General features: G+C 71.8%; 15 protein-coding genes and 1 tRNA gene. 7 read left to right on the forward strand and 9 right to left on the reverse strand.

Going from position 1 to position 23,028, the window contains the following annotated elements; genetic code table 11:
- Window positions 1–25 precede the first annotated feature (25 nt).
- Window positions 26–2,092, reverse strand: coding sequence for an EAL domain-containing protein (locus EIM48_RS13025; RefSeq protein WP_019399360.1), 2,067 nt, complete (start codon window positions 2,090–2,092; stop codon window positions 26–28).
- A 147-nt stretch (window positions 2,093–2,239) separates the two neighbouring features.
- Here EIM48_RS13025 and EIM48_RS13030 point away from each other — a divergent pair, with 147 nt between their 5' ends.
- The 5 genes from EIM48_RS13030 to EIM48_RS13050 all read left to right on the forward strand — a co-directional run bounded on the left by EIM48_RS13030 (window position 2,240) and on the right by EIM48_RS13050 (window position 5,549).
- Window positions 2,240–2,758 carry a CYTH domain-containing protein gene (locus EIM48_RS13030; protein WP_125111841.1) on the forward strand — a complete coding sequence of 173 codons (519 nt, stop codon included), beginning with the start codon at window positions 2,240–2,242 and terminating at the stop codon, window positions 2,756–2,758.
- Window positions 2,759–2,843: 85 nt separating this feature from the next.
- Entirely contained in the window at window positions 2,844–3,842 is a 999-nt protein-coding gene (gene nagZ / locus EIM48_RS13035; protein WP_125076814.1) for a beta-N-acetylhexosaminidase, read from the forward strand.
- 38 nt (window positions 3,843–3,880) lie between these two features.
- On the forward strand, window positions 3,881–4,468 hold the full coding sequence (locus tag EIM48_RS13040) for a hypoxanthine-guanine phosphoribosyltransferase (protein ID WP_125076815.1): 588 nt from the start codon (window positions 3,881–3,883) through the stop codon (window positions 4,466–4,468).
- 15 nt (window positions 4,469–4,483) lie between these two features.
- The gene (locus EIM48_RS13045) at window positions 4,484–5,215 is read left to right on the forward strand and encodes an S-methyl-5'-thioinosine phosphorylase (protein ID WP_037034694.1); all 732 of its coding nucleotides are present in this window, start codon (window positions 4,484–4,486) and stop codon (window positions 5,213–5,215) included.
- Window positions 5,216–5,342: 127 nt separating this feature from the next.
- On the forward strand, window positions 5,343–5,549 hold the full coding sequence (locus EIM48_RS13050; RefSeq protein ID WP_013535008.1) for a cold-shock protein: 207 nt from the start codon (window positions 5,343–5,345) through the stop codon (window positions 5,547–5,549).
- Window positions 5,550–5,613: 64 nt separating this feature from the next.
- On the opposite strand, the gene EIM48_RS13055 is transcribed toward EIM48_RS13050, so the two are convergent.
- The 7 genes from EIM48_RS13055 to EIM48_RS13085 form a co-directional block, all read right to left on the reverse strand.
- Window positions 5,614–10,557 carry an alpha-2-macroglobulin gene (locus EIM48_RS13055; RefSeq protein WP_125111842.1) on the reverse strand — a complete coding sequence of 1,648 codons (4,944 nt, stop codon included), beginning with the start codon at window positions 10,555–10,557 and terminating at the stop codon, window positions 5,614–5,616.
- 68 nt (window positions 10,558–10,625) lie between these two features.
- Window positions 10,626–12,137, reverse strand: a complete 1,512-nt coding sequence (locus EIM48_RS13060) for an ATP-binding protein (RefSeq protein WP_019399366.1) — start codon at window positions 12,135–12,137, stop codon at window positions 10,626–10,628.
- Window positions 12,138–12,141: 4 nt separating this feature from the next.
- Complete coding sequence (locus EIM48_RS13065; protein WP_019399367.1) at window positions 12,142–12,585, reverse strand: response regulator; 444 nt, start codon at window positions 12,583–12,585, stop codon at window positions 12,142–12,144.
- The gene (locus EIM48_RS13070) at window positions 12,582–14,408 is read right to left on the reverse strand and encodes an ATP-binding protein (protein WP_158675217.1); all 1,827 of its coding nucleotides are present in this window, start codon (window positions 14,406–14,408) and stop codon (window positions 12,582–12,584) included. Before EIM48_RS13070 ends, EIM48_RS13065 begins: the two co-directional genes overlap by 4 nt.
- Window positions 14,409–14,542: 134 nt before the next feature.
- Window positions 14,543–14,617: transfer RNA gene (locus tag EIM48_RS13075), tRNA-Val, on the reverse strand.
- A 305-nt stretch (window positions 14,618–14,922) separates the two neighbouring features.
- A complete protein-coding gene (locus EIM48_RS13080; RefSeq protein ID WP_028914916.1) occupies window positions 14,923–15,843 on the reverse strand; it encodes a LysR family transcriptional regulator in 921 nt (306 codons plus the stop codon).
- A gap of 52 nt (window positions 15,844–15,895) precedes the next feature.
- Window positions 15,896–16,738, reverse strand: a complete 843-nt coding sequence (locus EIM48_RS13085; RefSeq protein WP_125111844.1) for an aldo/keto reductase — start codon at window positions 16,736–16,738, stop codon at window positions 15,896–15,898.
- A 364-nt stretch (window positions 16,739–17,102) separates the two neighbouring features.
- Between EIM48_RS13085 and EIM48_RS13090 the strand changes: the two genes are divergently transcribed.
- Both EIM48_RS13090 and EIM48_RS13095 read left to right on the forward strand, forming a co-directional pair.
- Complete coding sequence (locus EIM48_RS13090; RefSeq protein WP_233581694.1) at window positions 17,103–18,125, forward strand: efflux RND transporter periplasmic adaptor subunit; 1,023 nt, start codon at window positions 17,103–17,105, stop codon at window positions 18,123–18,125.
- Window positions 18,122–21,325, forward strand: coding sequence for a multidrug efflux RND transporter permease subunit (locus tag EIM48_RS13095; protein ID WP_125111845.1), 3,204 nt, complete (start codon window positions 18,122–18,124; stop codon window positions 21,323–21,325). Before EIM48_RS13090 ends, EIM48_RS13095 begins: the two co-directional genes overlap by 4 nt.
- 41 nt (window positions 21,326–21,366) lie before the next feature.
- Here EIM48_RS13095 and EIM48_RS13100 read toward each other — a convergent pair whose 3' ends face one another.
- On the reverse strand, window positions 21,367–22,989 hold the full coding sequence (locus tag EIM48_RS13100; protein WP_019399373.1) for an FMN-binding glutamate synthase family protein: 1,623 nt from the start codon (window positions 22,987–22,989) through the stop codon (window positions 21,367–21,369).
- Window positions 22,990–23,028 lie beyond the last annotated feature (39 nt).

Here is a 23,028-nt window from a genome sequence, read left to right on the forward strand (position 1 = left end):
GATGGCCGGCCGCGCCGCCGCGCGGTCAGCCGAACTCGAAGTTCATCTCAGGCCCCGCCGGGGCCACGAACCCGCCGGATACATAGTCCACGCCCAGCGTGAACAGCTGGCTCATGGTGGGCGCGTCGCCGACCTGCTCGGCCAGGGTCGCCATCCCGTCGGCCTGGGCGCGGGAGGTGATCTCGCGCACCTTCTCCAGTGCATCGCCGCCCTTGCCCAGGTCGTCGGTCAGGCCCGGGTCGATCTTGAGGAAGGCCGGGCGGAAGTGCGCCAGCAGCTGGAAGGAATCCAGGCCGGAGCCGAACTGCTCCAGGCCCATGCGGCAGCCCAGCGAGGACACCGCCGACAGGAACTGCTGGGCGTCGCGCAGGTGGGTGAACACCTTGGCCTCGGATGCCTCCAGCCACAGGCGGTCGCCGGACACGCCGTTCATCGCCAGCTCGGTGCGGATCAGGGTGGCCATGGCGTCGCCGGCGAACGAGTCCGGGCACAGCCGCACCAGGATGCGGGTGTTGCGGCCGGCGCGGTCGCGCTCGGCCAGGGTGGCGATCGCCTTGCGCACCACCCAGCGGTCGATCTCGCCCAGCAGGCCGTGCTCCTCGGCGATGGCGGCGAAGGCCGAGGGCCGCACCAGCTCGCCGTTGACCTCGATCCGCAGGTGCGCCTCGTACAGCTCGCCGTTGTCGCCCTGCAGGCCCAGCACCGGCAGGTAGTGCAGGACGAAGCCGTCGCCGGCCAGGGCCTCGCGCAGGCGCTCGACCCAGCGCGCGATGCGTTCCTCCTCGGCGCGGTCTGCCGCGCCCGGGTCGAATACCTGGACGCTGTTGCCGCCCATTTCCACCGCCGCGTGCAGGCAGTGGTTCGCCTTGGACAGGATCTGCGGCACGCTGGCGATCTTCTCGCCCACCTGCACGCCGCCAATGCTGGCGGTCACCGCCACCGAGCGGGTGCCGACGCTGACCACGTGGGTGGCGATGGCGTCGCGCAGCGCCTCGGCCACGTTGCGGGTGCTGGCGTGGTTGCCCTCCACCAGCACGGCGAAGCTGTCCTCGCCGAAGCGCGCCACCGGCACCTCCGGTGGCAGCGCGCTGCGCACGCGCTCGGCCAGGGCGGCGATGAAGGCGTCGGCGGCGTCCAGGCCGATGTCCGGCAGCAGCCGCGCGTAATGGTCCGGCTCCAGCAGCAGGAAGCCGTACTGGCCGCCGTCGCGGCCCACCCGCGCCACCGCGTCCTCCAGCATGCGCATGAAGGTGGGGCGGTTGAGCAGGCCGGTGACCTGGTCGCGCTGGCGCAGTTCCTCGACCTCGCGCGCCAGCTCCGGGTCCAGCTCCTCGCGGCGGCGGAACACCACCTGGATGCAGGGCTCGCCCTCGTAGGTGGCGGTGGCGAACTCCATCTTCGCCGGGAAGGTGCTGCCGTCGAGGTGGCGCGCCTCCATCAGGTATTCGGCCGGCGGCGGCTCGCCGCGCGACAGCGCCTTGAGCAGCTGCTTGAAGGCATCGATGTGCTGCGCCGCGACCAGGTCCAGCAGCGACATGCCTTCCACCTCCTCGAACGACTCGAACCCGAACATCTCCAGGTAGGCGTCGTTGGCGCGGATGTGCATGCCCTCGTGGATGTAGGCCACCGGGTCGCGCGAGGAGGCGATCAGCGCGTCGCAGCGGCGCTCGGTCTCGCGCAGCTGCGCCTCCAGCCGGCGCAGGCCGCGGCGCGCCTCCAGGTCGGACCATTCGCGGCGCACCGTGGCCAGCAGGTGCTCGGGGCGGTGGCGCAGCACCAGGGCGCGCACGCCGTTGCCGAGGCAGGCCAGCACCGCGGCGTCGTCGATCCGGTCGACCAGGGCCAGCAGCGGCAGGTCCTTGCCACTGGCGCCCACCTGCGCGCAGACCTGCTCCAGCGGCATGGCCGTGGAATTGCTGGCCAGCACCAGGTCCACCGGCTGCCCGGCGACCATCTGCGCCAGCTCGGCCGGGTCCTGGGGCCGCAGCGGCCGCACCGCGATGCCGCCGTTGCGCAGGGCGGTCACGACCGCCTCCGCATCCTCCACGCGATCGTCGACGATGAGCAGGCGGATCGTGCTGTCTTTCTGCATGCGGCGGTCCCGGGTCCAGGAGGAAGGGCAGCCGGTTTAATACACGAACCAGGCACGGAGCGTCCATGATCCGCGACAATGCCGCCGCGGACAGCGGCCGGGCGCCGCTGGCATCATGTCGCCCCCTCAGCAAGGAGTCCGGCCGCCATGGGCGTGGAGATCGAGCGCAAGTTCCTGCTGGCCGGCGACGGCTGGCGCCGGTCGGTGGAACGCACCCAGGCCATGGCCCAGGGCTACCTCAGCGACCTGGACGTGCTGTCCGGCGGCATCCAGAAGGCCTCGATCCGGGTCCGGATCGAGGGCGAGGCGGCCTTCCTCAACATCAAGTCGGCCCAGTCCGGGCCGAGCCGGCTGGAGTTCGACTACCCGGTCCCGGTGGAGGACGCGCGCCAGCTGCTGGAGCTGTGCGTCGGCGGCCTGGTGCGCAAGCAGCGGCACTACGTGCGCCACGGCGGCCACCTGTGGGAGATCGACGAGTTCGAGGGCGAGAACGCCGGCCTGGTGGTGGCCGAGATCGAACTGGACGCGGTGGACGAGGCGTTCCAGCGCCCGGACTGGCTGGGCGCCGAGGTCACCGAGCTGCAGCGCTACTACAACCTGGCCCTGGCCGACCGCCCCTACAGCCAATGGAGCGAGGCCGAGCGCGCCGGCCCGGCCGCCGGCTGAGCCCTGCCGCGCCGCGATCGCGGCCTCCGCCCCGCATCTGCGACAATGCGCACCACGCGCATCCGCGCGTCCTGGAGTCCCCCGCATGCTGTTGATCGGCGTCGCCGGCACCGAACTGACCGCGCAGGAGCGCGACTGGCTGCAGCACGATGCGGTCGCCGGCGTGATCCTGTTCAAGCGCAACTTCGCCTCGCGCGCGCAGGTGGCCGAGCTGGCCGCCGCCATCCGCGAGGCGGCGCCGCGCCCGCAGCTGGTCTGCGTGGACCAGGAAGGCGGCCGCGTGCAGCGCTTCCGCGAGGGTTACAGCGACCTGCCGCCGCTGCAGCGGATCGGCGAGCTGTACGCGCGCGACCGCGAGGCCGCCCTGGCCCTGGCCGAGGAGCACGCCTGGCTGATGGCCAGCGAGATCCGCGCCAGCGGCGTGGACCTGAGCTTCGCCCCGGTGGCCGACCTGGGCCGCGGCAACCTCGCCATCGGCGACCGTGCCTTCGGCCCCGACCCGCAAGCGGTGGCCGAGCTGGTCCGCGCCTACGTGCGCGGCATGCACTCGGTGGGCATGGCCGCCACCCTCAAGCACTTCCCCGGGCACGGCACCGTGCTGGAGGACACCCACGTCGACCACGCGGTGGACCCGCGCCGGCTGCAGGCGCTGCGCGGCGAGGACCTGGTGCCGTTCGTCGCCGGGATCGAGGCCGGCGCCGACGCGGTGATGATGGCCCACGTGCAGTACCCGGCCATCGCCCCGGACCCGGCAGGCTATTCGCCGTTCTGGATCGGGCAGTTCCTGCGCGGCGAACTGGGCTTCCGCGGCGTGGTGTTCTCCGACGACATCGGCATGGCCGCCGCGCACGCCGCCGGCGGGGTGCGCGCCCGCGTGCTGGCGCACCTGGACGCCGGCTGCGACGTGGTCCTGGTCTGCCATCCCGAACTGGTCGCCGAATCGCTGCAGGCGGTGCGCGACCGCCCCCTCAACACCGCCGCGCTGCTGGGCCTGCTCGGCCGCGGCGCGCTGGGCTGGGACGGCCTGCTGGCCGACGCCCGCCATGCCGGCGCCCGCGCGCGCCTGCCCTCCTCCGCCGCCTGAGCGCCCACTTACCGCCCTCCTTCCTGTAGCCTGACCCGATGTCCACTCCGCTCATCATTTCCGAAGTCCTCGCCAAGTCCGACCTGCTGGTCGACCGGCCCACCATCGACGCGGCCATCGCCCGCATGGCCGACGAGATCGCCCGCGACTACATCGGCGACGTCCCGGCCGACCGCCTCGGCGACAGCTTCGTCCCGGTGTTCCTGACCGTGATGCACGGCGGCATGCTGTTCGCCGGCCAGCTCGCCCTGGAGCTGGGCAAGCGCGGCCTGGACCTGCAGTTCGATTACATGCATGCCACCCGCTACCGCGGCCAGAACCAGGGCGGCGAGCTGGTGTGGAAACACCGCCCGGCCACCTCGCTGTACGGCCGCCGGGTGCTGATCGCCGACGACATCCTCGACGAGGGCCAGACCCTGAAGGAAGTGCGCCGCTGGTGCATCGAGCAGGGCGCCACCGACGTGCGCATCGCCGCGCTGACGGTCAAGGACCACGACCGCTGCGTGGAGGGCGTGCGCGCCGACTACGCCGGCCTGCACCTGCCGGACCGCTACGTGTTCGGCTTCGGCATGGACTACTACGAGCAGGGCCGCAACCTGCCGGCCATCTACGCGCTGAAGGACTGAGCCGTGGCGCTGGACCTGGCCGTGATCGGCGGCACCGGCGTGTACCGCCTGGCCGCCCTGGAAGACGTCGAGTCGCGCAGCTTCCAAACCCCCTACGGCGCCCCGTCCGGGCCGGTCCGCATCGGCCGCCTGGGCGGTGCGCGGGTGGCCTTCCTCGCCCGCCACGGCGAAGGCCACGCGCTGCCGCCGCACCGGGTGAACTACCGCGCCAACCTGCATGCCCTGCACCAGGCCGGCGCGCGCCGGGTGCTGGCGCTGAACACCGTCGGCGGCATCACCGAGGCCTACGGGCCGCGCGTGCTGGCCTGCCCTGACCAGCTGATCGACTACACCTGGGGCCGCGCCTCCACCTTCTGGGACGGCGAAGGCGAGCCGCTGCACGTGGACTTCGGCCAGCCCTACAGCCCGCAACTGCGCGGCAAGGTGCTGGCGGCCGCGCGCGCGGCCGGGATCGAGGTCGTGGACGGCGGCTGCTACGGCGCCACCCAGGGGCCGCGCCTGGAGACCAATGCGGAAATCGCCCGCATGCGCCGCGACGGTTGCGACCTGGTCGGCATGACCGGGATGCCCGAGGCTGCGCTGGCCCGCGAGCTGGGCCTGGAGTACGCCTGCCTGGCGATCGTGGCCAACTGGGCGGCCGGCTGCGGCGACGCGGCGGAGATCACCCTGGAGGAAGTGCTGGAGAACGTGGCGGCCGCTTCGGCCGGGCTTCCGCAGCTGATCCAGGCGCTGTTGCAGGCCGGCTGATTCACGAAGTTACCGGTAACAAGCGAAACCTATTGATCAAACTGATTGTCAGTTGGCCCCGGTATTTGCATACTCGCGCTCGCGACGGCAGTCGCATCTCCATCAAACGCAAGGATTACGCAGCATCATGGCCAACGGCACCGTCAAGTGGTTCAACGACGCCAAGGGATTTGGCTTTATCTCGCCGGAAGACGGGAGCGCGGATGTCTTCGCGCACTTTTCCGCGATCAACGCCAAGGGCTTCCGCTCGCTGAGGGAAGGCCAGCGCGTGAGCTACGAGGTCACCCAGGGCCCCAAGGGCGCCCAGGCGTCCAACATCACTCCGCTGGACTGATCCACCCGGATCTCCAGGCAAAGGAAAAACCCCGCCTTCCGGCGGGGTTTTTTCATGCCCCGGGTCACGGCGGGGTCACCGTGACCTGGGCCGGGCGCGCCGCGCCGGTGCCGCGCAGCGCCGGCTGGTACATGTCCTCCACCTGCGGCGGCGGCACGGCATAGGTACCGGGGGTGACCGCGCGCACCAGGTAGTACAGCCGCGCGCGTCCGCCCTCGCCCAGCGAGATCGCCGCGACATAGCGGTCGTCGCGGTACTCCTCGTGGCGGATGTCGGCCTCGCCGGCGCGCCCGGACAGGGCGACGCCCTCGATGCTGATGCCTTCCCATTGCGCGGCGTCGCCAAGGTTGAGGTTCTCCGCCTCCAGCCCGGCCGGCAGCAGGTCGGTGACCAGCGCATCGGGCATGGGCTGCCCGGCTTCCACCGTCAGCCGCGCCACCAGCACCTGGCCCTCCTTCAGCGTGCCGCCGCTCCAGCGGCGGCCATCGGGCCAGAACCAGTCGCGGCTGATGCCAGCCACGCTGCGCTCCTCCGCCGGTGCCTGGCGCGGCACGCCGGCCACCTCGATGCTGGCGTAGTACGGGCCACCCTCGGCCTGGAAGCGGGCGCCGGCAGCCAGTGCCACCGCGTCCAGGCTGCGCGCGAACACCGCCGCCGGTTCCACGGCCTGCACCTGGCCGCCAGCACGCCACTGCCCGGCGACCTTGCGCCCGTCGCCGGCCTGCAGGGCGCGGCCCAGGCGCGCGATCGCCATCTGCTCCTGGGTGCTCAGCCACAGGCGGCCGCTGCCGTCGGCCGCGCGCCTGGCCTGCAGCGCGCGCGCCACCTCCATCGCCCGCGCGTCGAACTTCGCGTCGGCGCGGTCGCGCTCGTGCAGCAGCGCGACCATCAGGGCGTCGTCGCGGATCGCGCTGCTGTAGTCGCCGGTCCAGCGCGGACGCTTGCGCGGATCCAGGGCGAAGCCGTCGGCAATCGCGGCATCGCCGCGGCGGACGTCGCCCTGCAGGGCCAGCGCCAGGCCCAGCTGGACCAGCGGCAGGCCGGTGAGGCTGCGTCCCTTCTCCTGGTCGTACAGCGCGCGCAGCGTGCCCAGCGGCGCGCGGTTGACCCGCGCCAGCACGTAGCCGGCATGGGCCCGGTAAGCGAAGCGCAGGTGCTCGCGGTGCTCGCGCCCGTAGAACTGCGGGTCGCCGGACAGCAGGTCCTCGGACAGGCGGTCCAGCGCCTTCTGCAAGGCGCCAGCCGGAACCACGAAGCCGGCCTCCCGCGCGTCGAGCAGGAACTCGGCGATGTACGGGGTCAGCGCCGGCTCGGCGCGGCCCTCCCCGCCCCACATCGAGAAGTGGCCACCGGCGGTCTGCATCGCCACCAGGCGCCCGATCGCGCCCTCCACCCGCGCGCGTCGCTGCTCGGCCGGCAGCGACGGCCCGCCCAGGCGGTCGGCGGTGCGCGGATCCATCAGCAGCGCGGCGTACCCCTTGCTGGTGGTTTGTTCTGCGCAGCCGTAGGGGTAGTCGAGCAGGCCCTGCAGGGCGCTGGCGTAGGGGATCGGCGGGCCCGCGCTGATGCGCAGGCGCAAGTCCACGGTATCCGGCAGCAGGCCTTCGGCCAGGGCCGGGTCCAGCACCAGCGTGGCGCCGTTCTCCAGCACCCGGGTCTGCGCGCGCAGCACCGCCGGCCAGGCCGGGCGCACCGGCAGCTCGTGGCGGCGGTCGACGCTGTAGCCGCCGCCGTCCACGCGCACGCGCACCCTGGCCACGGCGCTGCCCGGGCGCGCGTCGAGCGGGAATTCCAGGGTCGCCTTGGCGCCGTCCTCCAGGCGGATGCGGCGCTCGCCGTTGCCGACCTGCAGCGGGCCCTCGCCGTCCACCCGCACCCGGAACTCGCCGGCACTGCCGCTGAAGTTCTGCACGTCCAGGCTCAAGGTGCCGCGGTCACCCGGGGCCAGCACCCGCGGCATGCCGGCCTCGGCCACCACCGGCGCGCGCACCAGCACCTCGGCGTCGCGCTTGCCGTAGTGGGCGTCGGCGTAGACCAGGGCCGAGACCCGCAGGGTGCCGTTGAAGTCCGGCAACGGCAGCGCGATCCGCGCGTTGCCGTTGGCGTCCAGCCGCACCGGGCCTGAGAACAGGTCCACGGTCTGCACCCGCGCCGTCGGCCGGCGCGCCTGCGGCAGCGCCACCAGGGCCATGTCGCCGCCGAAGCGCAGGCGTGCGGTGCCGCCCTCGTAGCTGCCGATCACCCGGCCGTAAACGTCGTAGGCGTCGGTGCCCAGGCGGCGCTGGCCGAAGAAGTGCGCGGCGGCGTCCGGCACCGGGAAGCGGGTGATGTTGATGATGCCGGCGTCCACCGCCGACACGGTCACGTGGGCCAGCTTGCCGGCCAGTTGCGGCACGCTGACCGTCACCGGCAGGTCCTGCTGCGGGCGGACCTGCTCCGGCACCCTCAGGCCGACGGCGACGCGCCGCTCGTCGCGGCGCATCGGCACGTGGACCACGCCCACCGCGCGCGCCGGGGCCACCAGCGCATCAGCCGCGGACGGGCGGAACACCAGCGCGGTGATGTAGACGTCGTGCCGCTCCCAGTCCTCCGTCACCGGGATCTCGAACGTCGCCGCGGCCTTGCCGGGCTGGCCACGCACCTCGATGTCGTGCACGTACAGCAGGCGGTCGCTCTCCACCAGCAGCACGCCGCGGCCGGCATGCGGCGGGGTGACGGTGACCTTGAGTGTGTCACCGGCACGGTAGGCAGTGCGGTCCAGGGCCAGCTTGACCTTGTCCGGGCGCGCGTCCGGGCCGCGGTTGTCGTCGCCCCAGCTCCAGCCGGCGTGGAATGGATAGCGCATGGTCAGGCCGGTGGCCGGGTCGAACACGTCGATCCGGTACTCGCCCCAGGCCACCGGCACCTCGAAGCGCACCGGGCCGGCGCCGGCGTCGAGGGTTCGGGTTTCCACGTTCTCGAAGCGGCGGGTGAAGTCGTAGTTCCAGCCACCCTCGTCGTCGTGGCGCCAGTGGTAGTCGCGCAGCTCGCGCACCAGGGTCAGCTGCAACCCTTTGCCCGGCTGCGGCCTGCCCTGCGCATCCACCCGCACCAGTTCGAAGCCGGCGTTGGCCTCGGCCGGGGCGCCCTCCTCCGGCTCGAACAGCGGGCGCACGCCGACCAGCGCCGGCGCCGGCCACAGCACGCGCTGCAGGCTGCGCGCGACCGGGCGCCCGCCGCTTTCGTGTACCTCGCCGAGCACGGTCACCTTCACCGGGGTCTTCGCGCGCGCCGCCTCCTCCGGCAACGCGAGCTCGGCCTCGAGGCGGCCCTGGGGATCGAACTGGGTGTCCAGCACCTCGCGCGGCCCGCCCGGCAGCTCGGCGGTGGCGTCGCCGAAGGCGTAGCCCGGCCAGCCGGCCACCGGCTCGCGCGCCACCGCCAGCGCCATGCGCGCGGTGAAGCGGTTGCCCGCCGCCGGCGCGCCGTACAGGTAGGCGGCCTCGGCACGCAGCCGCAGCGGCGCGCCCGGGGCCAGTGTGTCGCCGGCGCTGGCCGTGGCCAGGTCCAGCTTCAGGCGTTCGGGCAGGAATTCCTCGATGCGCAGGCTCATGCCCTGCACCGCCGGGCCCTCGGCCGGGTCGGTGCGGAACTCCACCTGCCAGCGCCCGGTCGGCGCGTCCTCCGGGATCGCCAGCTCGAAGGCGTAGTAGCCCTGCGCGCCGGGCTCCAGCCGGGTCTCGCGGAACACGCGCCCGTCCGGCTGCTTCAGGCGCAGGAACAGCGGCTGGCCACCATCCTTCGGCGCCGGCATGGCGCGACCGTCGAAATCGCGCAGCAGCGCGGAGATGCGCAGGGTCTCGCCCGGCCGGTACAGGTCGCGGCCGGACCAGGCGAACACGTCGAACGGCGCCTGCGCGCGGCCGGCCACGGCGAACTCGGAAAGGTCCAGCGCCGGCTGGTTGAACGGCAGCAGCGACACGTCCTTGCCGCGCCGGGCCACCAGCACGTGGCCGGCGTCCAGGCGGTAGTCCAGCAGCGCGTTGCCGTTGCCATCGGTGGCCGACTTCAGCAGTGGCTGGCCCCTGGCGTCGAGCACGCGCAGTTCCACGCCCTTCAGCGGTGCGCCGTCGCGCAGCGAGGCGGTATGCACGTAGAGCCGGTCGCGGTAGGCACGCGCATGCAGGCCGATGTCGCTGACGGTGAAGAACGCGGTGTCGTAGGAATCCGAATAGCGGCCGACGCGGCGCATGACCGCGAAGTACAGGCCCGGCTGCTGCAGCTCGGCGATGTCCTGCACCGGCAGGTGGCTCACCACCCGCTCGTTGCGTCCGCCGCCGAGCACGAAGCGGTTGAGGTAGGCCGGCTCGGCCAGCTCGCGCAGCGGGGTGCCGTCACCGTAGTCGCGGTCCAGCTCCCAGCCGCCGCGGCGGCCGCCGCGCTGGAACTGGGCGAAGAAGCGCGGCAGCGCGTCCTCGCGCACGCGCAGGAATTCCACGTCGACCTCGTCCACGTTGACCGACACCACCGGCAGGCCGCGGCTTTCGCGCGCCGGCAGCACGCTGCCCTGCGAGGCGAAGCCGGCCACCGGCTCCAGTTCGCCGGTGTGGATGGCCTGCTCCAGCGGCGGCTCCAGGCGGCTGCCGTCGGCGGCCAGCAGCGCGCCGGCGAGGGTCACGGTGTAGTCGCGCGCCGCCTCGACGAAGGGATAGCGCAGCACCTTGCCGTCGTCGGACAGGGTCCAGCCGCTGCCGTCGCGGCCATTGCCGGCCGGCTCCACCTTCAGCAGGGCGTCGAAGTCCTGGGTGCCGACCAACGGCCGGGAGAACTCCAGGGCCAGGGCCAGGCGGCCCTCGTGCTGGTCGGCCCAGGCGCGGACCAGGGCGAAACCGGCCGGCGCTTCGCGCTCGGCCTGCAGCTTCTCGCCGCTGGCCCGGGGCAGCTGGCCACCGGGATCACGCCCGCATCCGGAAGCCAGCAGCGCCGCCAGCACGACCACCATCGCCGCGAACGCGCCGCAGCGGCGCATGCCCCTGTTCCCCATACATCCTCCCGTGGCAGATGCCCCGGAGTATAGGCGGGCGCCGGGGCCGTGGCTCAGCGCGGCTGGCGCCGCGCCAGCACTCCGGCAACCGCTGCAAACAGGCGGTGCATGTCCAGCGGCTGCGGCAGGACCTCGAGCACCGCACCCTCCGGCACCACCGAACGGTCGAACTTCTCGTCCTCGCCGACCAGGATCGCCGGGCCGCGGTAGCCGGACTCGTACATGGTCGACAGCAGGGCGGTGGCCGGGAACAGCGCGATGCTGTTGTCCACCACCACCACGTCCGGCTCGCCGGATTCGGCGAACGAACGCAGGGCCGCGGCGCCGTCGCTGGCCAGCTGCGGGGCGTAGCCCTGGCTGGCCAGGGCGTTGCCCAGCAGCGACAGGCGGGTACCGTCGCGGAACACGATCAGGATGCGCTCGCCCTGCCCCGGCACCACCGGTGCCATGCGGGTCTCCTCCTCCGCGGCCTCCGAAGGCAGCGGCAGCCGCACCTCGAAGCGCGTGCCCACGCCCGGGGTGCTGCTCACCCCGATGCTGCCGCCCATGCCCTCGACGATGCGCCGGCACGAGACCAGGCCCAGGCCAGTGCCGTCGCTCTTGGTGGTGAAGAACGGGGTGAACAGCTGCTCCAGGGTGCGCTGGTCCATGCCCACGCCGGTGTCGCTGACGCTCAGCACCACCTGCTCGCCGTCCACCGCCGCCGCCAATTCCAGCCGTCCGCCATTGGGCATGGCCTGCACCGCGTTGAGGCACAGGTTGAGCAGGCACTGCTGCAGCTCGGTGTAGTTGCCGTGCAGTTCCACCGCGGGGTCCTCGAGCTCCTGCTCGAACTGCACGGTGCGCGGCAGGCTGCCCTTGAGCAGCAGCGCCACGGCGTGGAACAGGTCGGCCACGCGGAAGCGCTCGCTGGCCCGGCGCGAGCCGCGCACGAAGGACAGCATGGACTCGGCCATCTCGTGGCCACGGCGGCCGCACTCGGCCACCACCGCGGCCAGCTGCTTCAGGCGCGGGTCGTCGCTGCGCTGGGCGATCAGGTCCGGGACGATCAGCAACGGCTGCAGGATGTTGCGCAGGTCGTGGCTGAGGCCGGCGGCCAGCAGCGACAGGCTCTCCAGGCGCTGGGTGCGCATCAGTTCGCGCTCGGCGCGCTGGCGCTCGGCCTCGGTGCGCGCCTCGCGCAGGGCGCGCTCCACCGCCGCCGGCAGGCGCGCGCTGCTGTGCTTGAGGATGTAGTCGCTGGCGCCCTCGCGCAGGGCGGCCACGGCCACGTCCTCGCCGATGGTGCCGGAGACGAAGATGAAGGGCACCTGCGGCGAGTGCTCGCGCACGATCTGCAGGGCGTCGTGCCCGGAGAAGCCGGGCATGCTCAGGTCCGACAGCACGATGTCCGGCTTGAACCCGGCCAGCGCCTCGCGCAGGCCCTCCTCGTCCTCGACCCGCAGGTACTCGGCGTTGAGGTGCGCGTCCTCCAGCTGGAAGCGGATCAGCTCCGCATCCTCGGGAGAGTCCTCGATGAACAGGACCCTGACCTTGGCGTCGCGGCTTATGGCACGCAGCGGCATCGGCTCAACCTTCGATATCCGGCGTGGCGTTGATGACCGCCCAGAACTGGCCCAGCGTCTTGACCGCGCCGAAGAACTGGTCGATGTCCACGGGCTTGACCACGTAGGCATTGACGCCCAGGTCCCAGCTGCGCGCCAGGTCGCTCTCCTCGCGCGAGGACGACAGGATCACCACCGGAAGGCGGCGCAGCTTGTCGTTGGCGCGGATACGCTGCAGCACCTCCAGCCCGTCCATGCGCGGCATCTTGATGTCCAGCAGCAGCACCGCCGGGTTCTCGTCGGGGCGGTCGGCGTACTTGCCGGTGCGCTCCAGGTACTCCATCGCCTCGACCCCGTCCTCCACGTGGACGATCGGATTGGCGAGGTTGGCTTCGCGCAGGGCGTCGATCGCCATTTCGGCGTCGGCTGCGCTGTCTTCGGCCAGCAGGATGGTGCGGATGGCGCTCATGCGTTGAAGCTCCCGGACGTCGTGGAATCCTGCGCGGGCAGGATGAAGTGGAAGGTAGCACCCTTGCCGGGCTCGGATTCGGCCCAGATGCGGCCGCCATGGCGGCCCAGCACGCGGCGCACGCTGGCCAGGCCGATGCCCGTTCCGGGGTATTCGCTGGCCTTGTGCAGGCGCTGGAACACGCCGAACAGCTTGGCGGCGTAGGCCATGTCGAAGCCCACGCCATTGTCGCGCACGGTGAACAGGTGGCCGCCGTCGGCGGTCGGCTCGTAGCCGACCTCGATCACCGCCGGCTCGCTGTGGGCCGAGTACTTGACCGCGTTGCCCAGCAGGTTGAGCCACAGCTGGCGCATCATGTTCTGGTCGGCGACCACCACCGGCAGCGGCGCGATGCGCCACTCGATGCGGTGCGCGGGCCGCCCGCTCTCCTCGGCGTCGACCGCGCTGCCGGTGTCCAGCACCGCCCGGGTCTCCTCCACCAGCGACTGCATGTCCACCGCCTGCAGCTTCAGCGCGCTGCGGCCCAGGCGCGAGTACACCAGCAGGTCGTCGATCAGCGAGGACATGCGCCGCGCCGAGCTGCTGATCACGTCGAGGTAGTGGCGGCCGCGGTCGTCCAGCGAATCGCCCATGTGGCGGGCCAGCTTGTCGGCGAAGCCGGCCACGTGCCGCAGCGGCGCGCGCAGGTCGTGCGAGACCGAGTAGCTGAAGGCCTCCAGCTCGCGGTTGACCTCCGAGACCTGCTCGACCTTGCCCTCCAGCTGGCGGTTGAGGTCGGCGATGCGCTGCTGCGCCGCCTTCTGCGCGGTGATGTCGCTGACGGTCATCAGCACCACGTCGTCGGCGCGGTCCGGCAGCTGCATGCGGCGCGCGTTGATCAGCATGGTGCGGGTCTGGCCGTCGGCGGTGCGCTGCACGTGTTCGTAGTCCCACAGCTCGCGGTCGCGGCTGAGCACGTCGGCCAGGCGTTGCAGCACCACCGGGTCGTCCCAGGTGCCGCTGCCCACCTCCTGCAGGCGCACGTGCGCGGCGTCCGTGCCGGCGGGCTGGCCGTACAACTCGGAAAACGCGGCGTTGTGCATCAGCACCCGCTGCTGGCCGTCCAGCAGCACGATCGGCTCGCGCACGGTCTGCAGCACCGCCAGCGCGCGGGCGCTGGCGCGCGCCAGGGCCTCCTCCGAGGCCGTGCGCCGCGCCTCCTGGCGGTACAGCATCCAGAACACGCCACCGGTCAGCAGGACCTGCACCAGCAGGGCCACGAACGCCAGCCAGCGCGCGCGGTCGCGCTGGGAGTCGGCGTACGCCGAGCGCTCCGACAGCAGGGTGTACTCGTTCTGGATGAATTCCGCGAACAGGTCGCGGATCTGGTCGCGGCCGTACATCTCGTCGATCGCGCCGAGCCGCTGCGCCTCCTCGGCCGGCGCGTCGACCAGGCCGCGCACCAGCTCCAGGCGCTGCCGGATAAGGGTGCGCAGGCGCCCGATCAGCTGCTGCTGGTCGGGGTTGTCGCGGGTCAGCTCGGCCAGGCGCTCCAGCGCCGGATCCAGTTCGGCCAGGTCCAGCGCCAGGCGCCGCCGCAGCTGCGGGCTGTCGGCGCCGCTGCTGATGGCGAAGGCCAGGGAATCGATCTCGCGGACCAGGGCGTGCAGGCGCTGGCTGCTGGCCTCCACCTGCAGGCTGTGCTGCACGTGGCGGTCGGCGTCATCGCTGTAGTTGGTCCACTCCCGGACCAGCAGGAACGGCACCAGCAGGATCAGCAAGGCCGCAGAAACCAGCAGCGGCAGGCGCCAGCGGATGTACCTGGGTGGGATGGCTCCCGGCAAGTTCCAACTCCCTGTTCGCGGCCAACACCGTGAGACGCTCCCGATGATGCGGCCAAATCGGGGCATTGTTAAGCAGGCCCGCGTGAACGCGGCATGCAAAAAGGCCGGCTTGGCAGCCGGCCTTTCCTGGAAGCTGGTGGGCGGTGCAGGGATCGAACCTGCGACCCTTGCCGTGTGAAGGCAATGCTCTACCGCTGAGCTAACCGCCCGGGTTTTCCTCCGCACCAGTCGGTGCGGGCTGCGCATGTTAAAGGGGCGTCGCGGAAAGGTCAACGGTTTTCGCGCCGGCTTCGTCCCGCGGCATCTGCCGGGTCGATCCGCGCGCGGTGGCTCGTGCGCGTTGGCCATCCGGCCGGGGCATCCATCCATCGCCCTGCCCCGGAGCCGGACAGCCACCACGGCGCCGTCGCACGGAGCCGGGCGCGGCCGGGACACACCGTGCCTGGTTGCGGCCGCACGCTGGCCTGCCCGATGGCGGCACGGCCCGCGCGACGGTCCGGTGCCGTGGCCGCGCCTAGCCGGGCAGCTTCCACTGTGGTTCCACCGCGCGCATCAGCCCGCCGATCCAGTCGGCGAAGGCGCGCACCGTCGGCGACAGGTGGCGGTTCTGCGGATACATCAGCGACAAGGGCACGGTCGGCGCCTTCAGTTCCGGCAACACCCGCCGCAGGCGCCCGCTGCGCAGGTGCGGGACCACCATGTAGCTGGCCGCCCGGACCAGCCCCAGGCCTTCCAGCCCGCAGGCGACGTAGGCATCGGTGTCGTCGACGGTGATGTCCTCGCGCAGCTGCGCCGCGTACTCCTCGCCGTCGACCACCAGGCTCCAGTGCGTGCGGCGGCCGCTGCGGCCGGACAGGAAGCCGACCGCCCGGTGCTGGCGCAGGTCTTCCAGCGAGCGCGGTTCGCCGTACCGCTCCAGGTAGGCCGGCGCGGCGCAGATGACCCACTCGAACCCGGCGATCCGGCGCGCCACGAGCGTGGCCGAATCCCGGGGCACGCCGGCGCGGACCACGCAGTCCACGCCCTCCTGGACGAGGTCGACGGTGCGGTCGCCGAGGGTCAGGGTCAGCTCGACCTCCGGATAGGCGTCCTGGAAGGTCCGGATCGCAGGCAGCACGAACAGCCGGGCGAACGACGGGGTCATGTCCACCCGCAGCCGACCCCGCGGCCGCCCGGCGCTGCCCGGGAACGAGGCTTCCACCGCCTCGATCTCGGCCAGCAGGCGCCGGCAATGGTCGTAGTAGAGGCTGCCGTCGGGGGTCAGGCTGAGGTGCCGGGTGGTGCGCTGGAGCAGGCGCACGCCGAGGTAGTTCTCCAGCTCCTTGACCGCGCGCGTGACCGAGGAAGGCGGAAGCGCCAGGCTGTCGGCCGCCTTGCTGAAGCTGTTGGCCTCGACCACCCGGGCGAACACCTGCATGGCCTGAAGTCGATCCATTCCTCTCCCTCCTCTGCCTGCCGTGCGCCGCGCCGGACGCGCCGGTGGAATGCTAGAACTCCGCCGTTTCCGGGTCGGGCCCCAGGCGTCCGTCGGCGCGGTCCAGCGCCGCCATGCGCGCCAGGTCCTCCTCGTCGAGCGCGAAGTCCCCGATCCGGAAGTTCTCCTCGATGCGCGCCGGACGCGCCGATTTGGAGACCACCAGCAGGCCGTTGTCCAGGTGCCAGCGCAGGACCACCTGGGCCGGGGTCCTGCCGTGCTTGGCCGCCAGTGCCCGGACCACCTGATCGTCGAGCGGCGAGGCCGGGCCGTCCTTCCACACGCCCAGCGGGCTCCAGGACTGGGTGGCGATCCCGGCTTCCCGGTGGAACCGCCGCAGCGCCCGCTGCTGGAAGTACGGATGCAGCTCGACCTGGTTCAACACCGGTACCACCCCGGTCTCGCCGATCAGGCGCTGCAGCTGCGGAATGGCGAAATTGCACACGCCGATGGCGCGCGCGCGCCCCTCGTCGCGCAGCCGCACCATCGCCCGCCAGGTATCGACGTAGGCATTGCGGATCCGCGAGGGCCAGTGCATCAGGTACAGGTCGACATAGTCCAGACCTAGCCGGTGCAGGCTGGCGTCGAACGCGCGCAGGGTCTGGTCGTAGCCGTGGTGGGTGTTCCAGACCTTGGTCGCCACCATGACCTGGTCCCGTGCCACGCCCGAGGCGCGGATGCCTTCGCCCACGCCTTCCTCGTTGTAGTAGGCCTCGGCGGTGTCGATCAGCCGGTAGCCGGTGCGCAGGGCGTGGGCAACCAGGGCGGCGCTGGCATCCGGCTCGACCTGCCATACCCCGTAGCCCAGCTGCGGGATACCCATGCCCTCGCCCGTGGGTTGGACGGAAAAGCTCATGTCCGCGGAACCATGTTGGGAGGTGGGCCGAGCATAGCCGGCGCCACCGCGACGATTATTGCCCTGCATGGAACCGGGTTTTGCGCGCGTGGTCCGGTCGCGGGAATGCGGCAGCGGCGCGCATGCCCGCCGATAATTCCACGCAAGGCAACACAGAAAGCCCGGCTGGCGCCTGTATCGGCCCGTCCTGCGCACGGAGACTTGCGCCCTCCTTCCGTCGCAGAGCCATGCCATGGACATCATCTCCCGACACCGGACCGTCCTGTGCGCCGCCGTGTCCGTACTGGTCGCAGGGGGGGCCGCCGCGGTCCTGCTCGGCAACCGTCCCGGGCCCGTCCAGTCCCCTGCCCCGCCGGCCGTCCAGGTGCAAATCGCCACCACCCGGCGCGTCACCGACTGGGCGGAGTATTCGGGCCGTCTGGAAGCGGTCGGGCAGGTGGAAATCCGTCCGCGCGTCGCCGGCACCCTGCTGGGCGTGCATTTCCACGACGGCCAGCAGGTCCGCGAGGGCGACTTGCTGTACACGATCGATCCGGAGCCGTTCGAGGTCGAAGCCAGGCGTGCCGCGGCCGCGCTCGCCCAGGCCCAGGACCGCCAGCGCTTCACCGCGCTGGAGCTGGAACGCGGCCGGCGCCTGCTGGAGGCCAACACCATCTCCCGGCGCGAGTTCGACGCGATGGAGAATGCGGCGCGCGAGGCCGCCTCGGTGGCGCAGGCGGCGCGGGCCGCGGCCGACCGTGCCCGCCTGGACGTGGACTACACCCACATCCGCGCGCCCATCACCGGCCGCATCTCGCGCTCGGAGGTGACCGCCGGCAACGTGGTCAAGGCCGGCGGCGATGCCGCCCCGCTGACCTCCATCGTCACCCTCGATCCGATCTACGCCTCGTTCAACGTCGACGAGCACACCCTGCTGCGCTACCTGGACGCCAGCAAGGGCGCCCGGCCACTGCAGGTGCAGGTCGGCCTGGCCGGCGAGGAAGGCCATCCACACGCCGCCAGGCTGCATTCGCTGGACAACCAGCTGGACACCCGCTCGGGCACGATCCGCGTGCGCGCAGTGCTGGACAACCCCGACGGGCGCATGATCCCCGGCCTGCAGGCCCGGATCCGCCTGCAGGCCAGCGAGCCCTACCCGGCGGTGCTGGTCGACGAGGCCGCGATCGGCACCGACCAGGACCGCCGCTTCGTCCTGGTTGTCGGCAAGGACGGCCGGGTCGAGTACCGCCGGCTTGAACTGGGCAGCCGCCAGGGCGACCGCCGCGTGGTGCGCAGCGGTCTGGCGCCGGGCGACCAGGTGATCGTCGAGGGCGCGCAGCGGGTACGCCCGGGCGACCTCGTCGCCGCCGTGCCGGCTCCGCCGCGCGAGGGAGGGCCGCTGCGATGAACCTGTCGCGCTTCTTCATCGACCGGCCGATCTTCGCCGGGGTGGTCTCGGCGCTGATCTTCATCGCCGGCGCCATCGCCATGTTCCAGCTGCCGGTCTCGGAGTATCCGCAGGTGGTACCGCCCTCGGTCATGGTGCAGGCGCAGTATCCCGGCGCCAACGCCACCACCCTCGCCGAGACCGTCGCCGCGCCGATCGAGGAATCCGTCAACGGCGTGGAGAACATGCTGTACATGCAGTCGCTGGCCAACGCGGACGGCAACCTGTTCCTCACCGTCACCTTCAAGCTGGGCACCGATCCGGACCAGGCCCTGCAATGGGTGCGCAACCGGGTCGAGCAGGCCGTGCCACGCCTGCCGGAGGAAGTGCAGCGGCTGGGCGTCACCACGATCAAGAGCTCGCCCAACATCACCCTGGCGGTGCACCTGTTGTCCCCGGACGGGCGCTACGACGCCAACTACCTGAGCAACTACGCGATCCGCAACGTGCGCGACCGGCTCGCGCGGATCGACGGCGTCGGCCAGGTCAACCTGTGGGGCCCGGGCGCCTACGCCATGCGCGTGTGGCTGGATCCGGACGCGGTCGCCGCGCGCGGCCTGACCGCGGCCGAGGTGGTGGCCGCCATCCGCGAGCAGAACGCCCAGGCGGCGGTGGGCAGCATCGGCGCGGCGCCGGTGCCCGAGGGAACGCCGTTCCAGATGTCGGTCAGCGCCGAAGGCCGGCTGCGCACGCCGGAGGAGTTCGGCGGCATCGTGCTGCGCGCAGGTCACGACGGCCGCACCACCCTGTTGCGCGACGTCGCGCGGATCGAGATGGCGGCGCAGGAGTACGGTGTGCGCGCCTACCTCGGCACGGAACCGGCGGTGCCGCTGGCGATCATGGAGGCCCCCGGCGCCAACGCGCTGGACATCGCCGCCAACGTCAGGACGACGATGGAGGAGCTCAAGCGCCAGTTCCCCGAAGGCCTGGACTACGTGATCGTCTACAACCCTACCCGCTCGGTGCAGGCCAGCATCGATGCGGTGGTGCGGACGCTGTTCGAGGCCATCGTCCTGGTGGTGGTCGTGGTCTTCCTGTTCCTGCAGACCTGGCGCGCCTCGATCATCCCGCTGCTCGCGGTGCCGGTGTCGATCGTCGGCACGATGGCCTGCCTGTACCTGTTCGGCTTCTCGATCAACGCGCTGAGCCTGTTCGGCCTGGTGCTGGCGATCGGCATCGTGGTCGACGACGCGATCGTGGTGGTGGAGAACGTCGAGCGCAACATCGCGACGGGCCTCGCCCCCCGCGAGGCGACCTACCGGGCCATGCGCGAGGTCAGCGGCCCGATCATCGCCATCGCCCTGACCCTGGCGGCGGTGTTCGTCCCGCTGGCCTTCCTGTCGGGGCTGACCGGCCGCTTCTACCAGCAGTTCGCGGTGACCATCGCCGTGTCCACGGTGCTGTCGGCGATCAACTCGCTGACCCTGTCGCCAGCGCTGTCGGCACTGCTGCTCAAGCCGCACGGCGCTCGGCCGGACTGGCTGACGCGCGCCATGCACCGGGTCTTCGGCGGCTTCTTCGCCCGCTTCAACCGCTTCTTCAACCGCGGTGCGGAGCGCTACGGCCACGGCGTGGCGCGCCTGGCCGGGCGCAAGACCCTGGTGATGGCGGTGTACGGTCTGCTGCTGCTGGCGACCGCCGCGCTGGGCAAGGTGGTCCCGGGCGGCTTCGTCCCGGCGCAGGACAAGGAGTACCTGATCAGCTTCGTGCAGCTTCCGGCCGGCTCCACCCTGGACCGCACTGATGAGGTGCTGGCGCGGATGACCGACATCGCCCTGGCCGAACCGGGCGTGGCGTCGACCTCGTCCTATGCCGGACTTTCGATCAACGGCACCACCACCAGCTCCAGTTCCGGCCTGAGCTTCATCCTGCTGGAGCCGTTCGCGCAGCGCAAAGGACTCAGCGCCGACGCGATCGCCGCCTCGCTCAACGCCAAGTACGCTGGCCTGGAGAAATCCACCTTCGCCGGGGTGTTCCCGGCCCCGCCGGTGATGGGCATCGGCTCGATGGGCGGGTTCAAGCTGCAGCTGGAGGACCGTGGCAACCTCGGCTACGACGCCCTGCACAAGGCGACGCGCGATTTCATCGCCGAGGCGGCGAAGGAGCCGGAACTGACGCCGCTGTTCTCCACCTACCAGATCAACGTGCCGCAGCTGCGCGTGGACGTGGACCGGATCAAGGCCAAGCAGCTGGGCATCGCGGTCACGGAGGTGTTCCAGACCCTGCAGGTGTACCTGGGTTCGTTCTACGTCAACGACTTCAACCTGCTCGGGCGCGTCTACCAGGTGCGCACCCAGGCCGACGCTCCGCACCGCGCGCACCCGGAGGACGTGCTGCAGCTGAAGACGCGCGCGGCCGACGGCCAGATGGTGCCGCTGGCGGCCATCGCCCGGGTCGAGCAGGCCTACGGCCCGGAACTGGTCACGCGCTATAACGGCTACACCGCGGCGGACCTCAGCGGAGCCCCGGCCGCGGGCTATTCCTCGTCGCAGGCAATGGCCGCGATCGAGCGCGTGGCCGCGCGTACGCTGCCCCCGGGGATCGGCTTCGAGTGGACCGACCTGACCTACCAGCAGATCATCGCCGGCAACAGCGCGCTGTGGATCTTCCCGCTGTGCGTGCTGCTGGTGCTGCTGGTGCTGGCGGCGCAGTACGAGAGCCTGACCTTGCCGCTGGCAGTGGTCCTGATCGTGCCTATGGCCGTGCTGTCGGCGCTGGCGGGCGTGTGGCTGACGCGCGGCGACAACAACATCTTCACCCAGATCGGCCTGATCGTGCTGGTCGGCCTGGCGTCGAAGAACGCGATCCTGATCGTCGAGTTCGCGCGCGAGCTGGAGATGGCCGGACACGGCACGCTCGAGGCGGTGCTCGAGGCCTGCCGCCTGCGCCTGCGTCCGATCCTGATGACCTCGCTGGCCTTCATCATGGGCGTGGTGCCGCTGGTGTTCGCGCACGGCGCGGGTGCGGAAATGCGCCAGGCCATGGGCATCTCCGTGTTCTTCGGGATGCTGGGCGTGACCCTGTTCGGGCTGTTCCTGACCCCGGTGTTCTACCTGGCCATGCGCCGGCTCTCCGGGCGCCCGCTGCATTCGGCGGCCCGCCACGACGCGCCGCGGCTGCCCGTGCATGGCCACCCCACCGACGCCGGCGGCGGGCGGTGAGGCATGGCCCGCCGCGCGCAGGCCGGATCGGCGGCGCCTGCTCAGCGGCTCTTGCTGGAGCGCAGCGCGGCCAGCCGCGGCGGCGGGCCGAAGCTGCGCGGGTCGGCATCGGCCCAGAATGCGCGGAACACCGCATGCGACGGGGTGCCGTGCAGCAGCTCGCCCGGTTCCAGGAAGTGGTACAGCGCGGCCAGCGAGCGGATCTCGGTCGGCGACACCCGGCGCAGGATGTGCTCCGGGCCCAGCTCGGATGGATGGTTGAGCCCGGCCGCGCACAACAGGTCGCGCAGCGCGCGCACGGTGTTGAGATGGAACTGGTAGACCCGGGTGGCCTTGTCCTGCGGGTCCAGGTTGCGCCAGCGGCGCGGGTTCTGGGTGGCGATGCCGGTCGGGCAGCGGTCGGTGTGGCAGCTCAGCGACTGGATGCAGCCCAGGGCGAACATGAAGGCGCGGCCGGCGTTGCACCAGTCCGCGCCCATGGCCAGGGTGCGGGCGATGTCGAACGCGCTGGTGATCCGCCCTGCCCCGGCCAGGCGGATGCGCTGGCGCAGGCCCAGCCCGACCAGGGTGTTGTGCACCAGCATCAGGCCCTCGTGCATGGGCACGCCGATGTGGTCCATGAACTCCACCGGCGCCGCGCCGGTGCCGCCCTCGGCGCCGTCGACCACGATGAAGTCCGGCAGCAGGCCGCTTTCGTGCATCGCCTTGGCGACGGCGAACCATTCCCAGGGATGGCCGATGGCCAGCTTGAAGCCCACCGGCTTGCCGCCTGAAAGTTCGCGCAGCCTGGCCACGAACTGCAACAGGCCCAGCGGGGTGTCGAACTCCGGATGGCTGGAAGGCGAGACGCAGTCGGCGCCCATCGGCACGCCGCGGGTGGCGGCGATCTCGGCGCTGACCTTGGCCGCCGGCAGCACCCCGCCGTGGCCGGGCTTGGCGCCCTGCGACAGCTTGACCTCGATCATCCTCACCTGCGGCCGCGCCGCCTGCTCGGCGAAGCGCTCCGGGTCGAAGCGGCCGTTGCCATCACGGCAGCCGAAGTAGCCCGAGCCCAGCTCCCAGACCAGGTCGCCGCCCGGCTCCAGGTGGTAGGGGGAGATCGAGCCCTCGCCGGTGTCGTGGTAGAAGCCGCCGCGGCGGGCGCCCTCGTTGAGCGCGCGGATCGCGTTGGCCGACAGCGAGCCGAAGCTCATCGCCGAGATGTTGAACACGCTGGCCCGGTACGGCTGGGCCGCGTCCGGGCCGACGGTGATGCGGAAGTCGTGGTCGGCGATCCTGGTCGGCGCCAGCGAGTGGTTGATCCACTCGTAGTCGGTGGCGTAGGCGTCCTGCAGGGTGCCGAACGGCACCACGTCCATCACGTTCTTGGCGCGCCGGTACACCAGCGCCCGCTGCTGGCGCGAGAACGGCACCTCGTCGGTATCGGCCTCGACGAAGTACTGGCGGATCTCCGGCCCGACCGATTCCAGCCCGTAGCGGAACCAGGCCAGCAGCGGATAGTTGCGGCGCAGGGTGCTGCGCTTCTGCAGCAGGTCGAGGGTGCCGAGGGCGACCAGCACCAGGCCGATGGCCGCGCCCCAGCCCCAGGAGGGCCAGCGCAGGGCCAGCGGGATCGAAACCAGCAGCAGGACCCAGGCGCCGGCGTAGCCGAGATAGCGGTGCATCGTGCCTCCTCGCGGGACGGAGCCCCGAGTCTAGCCAGA

This window comes from Pseudoxanthomonas sp. SGNA-20, from assembly GCF_003931635.1.
Classification (GTDB): Bacteria; Pseudomonadota; Gammaproteobacteria; order Xanthomonadales; family Xanthomonadaceae; genus Pseudoxanthomonas.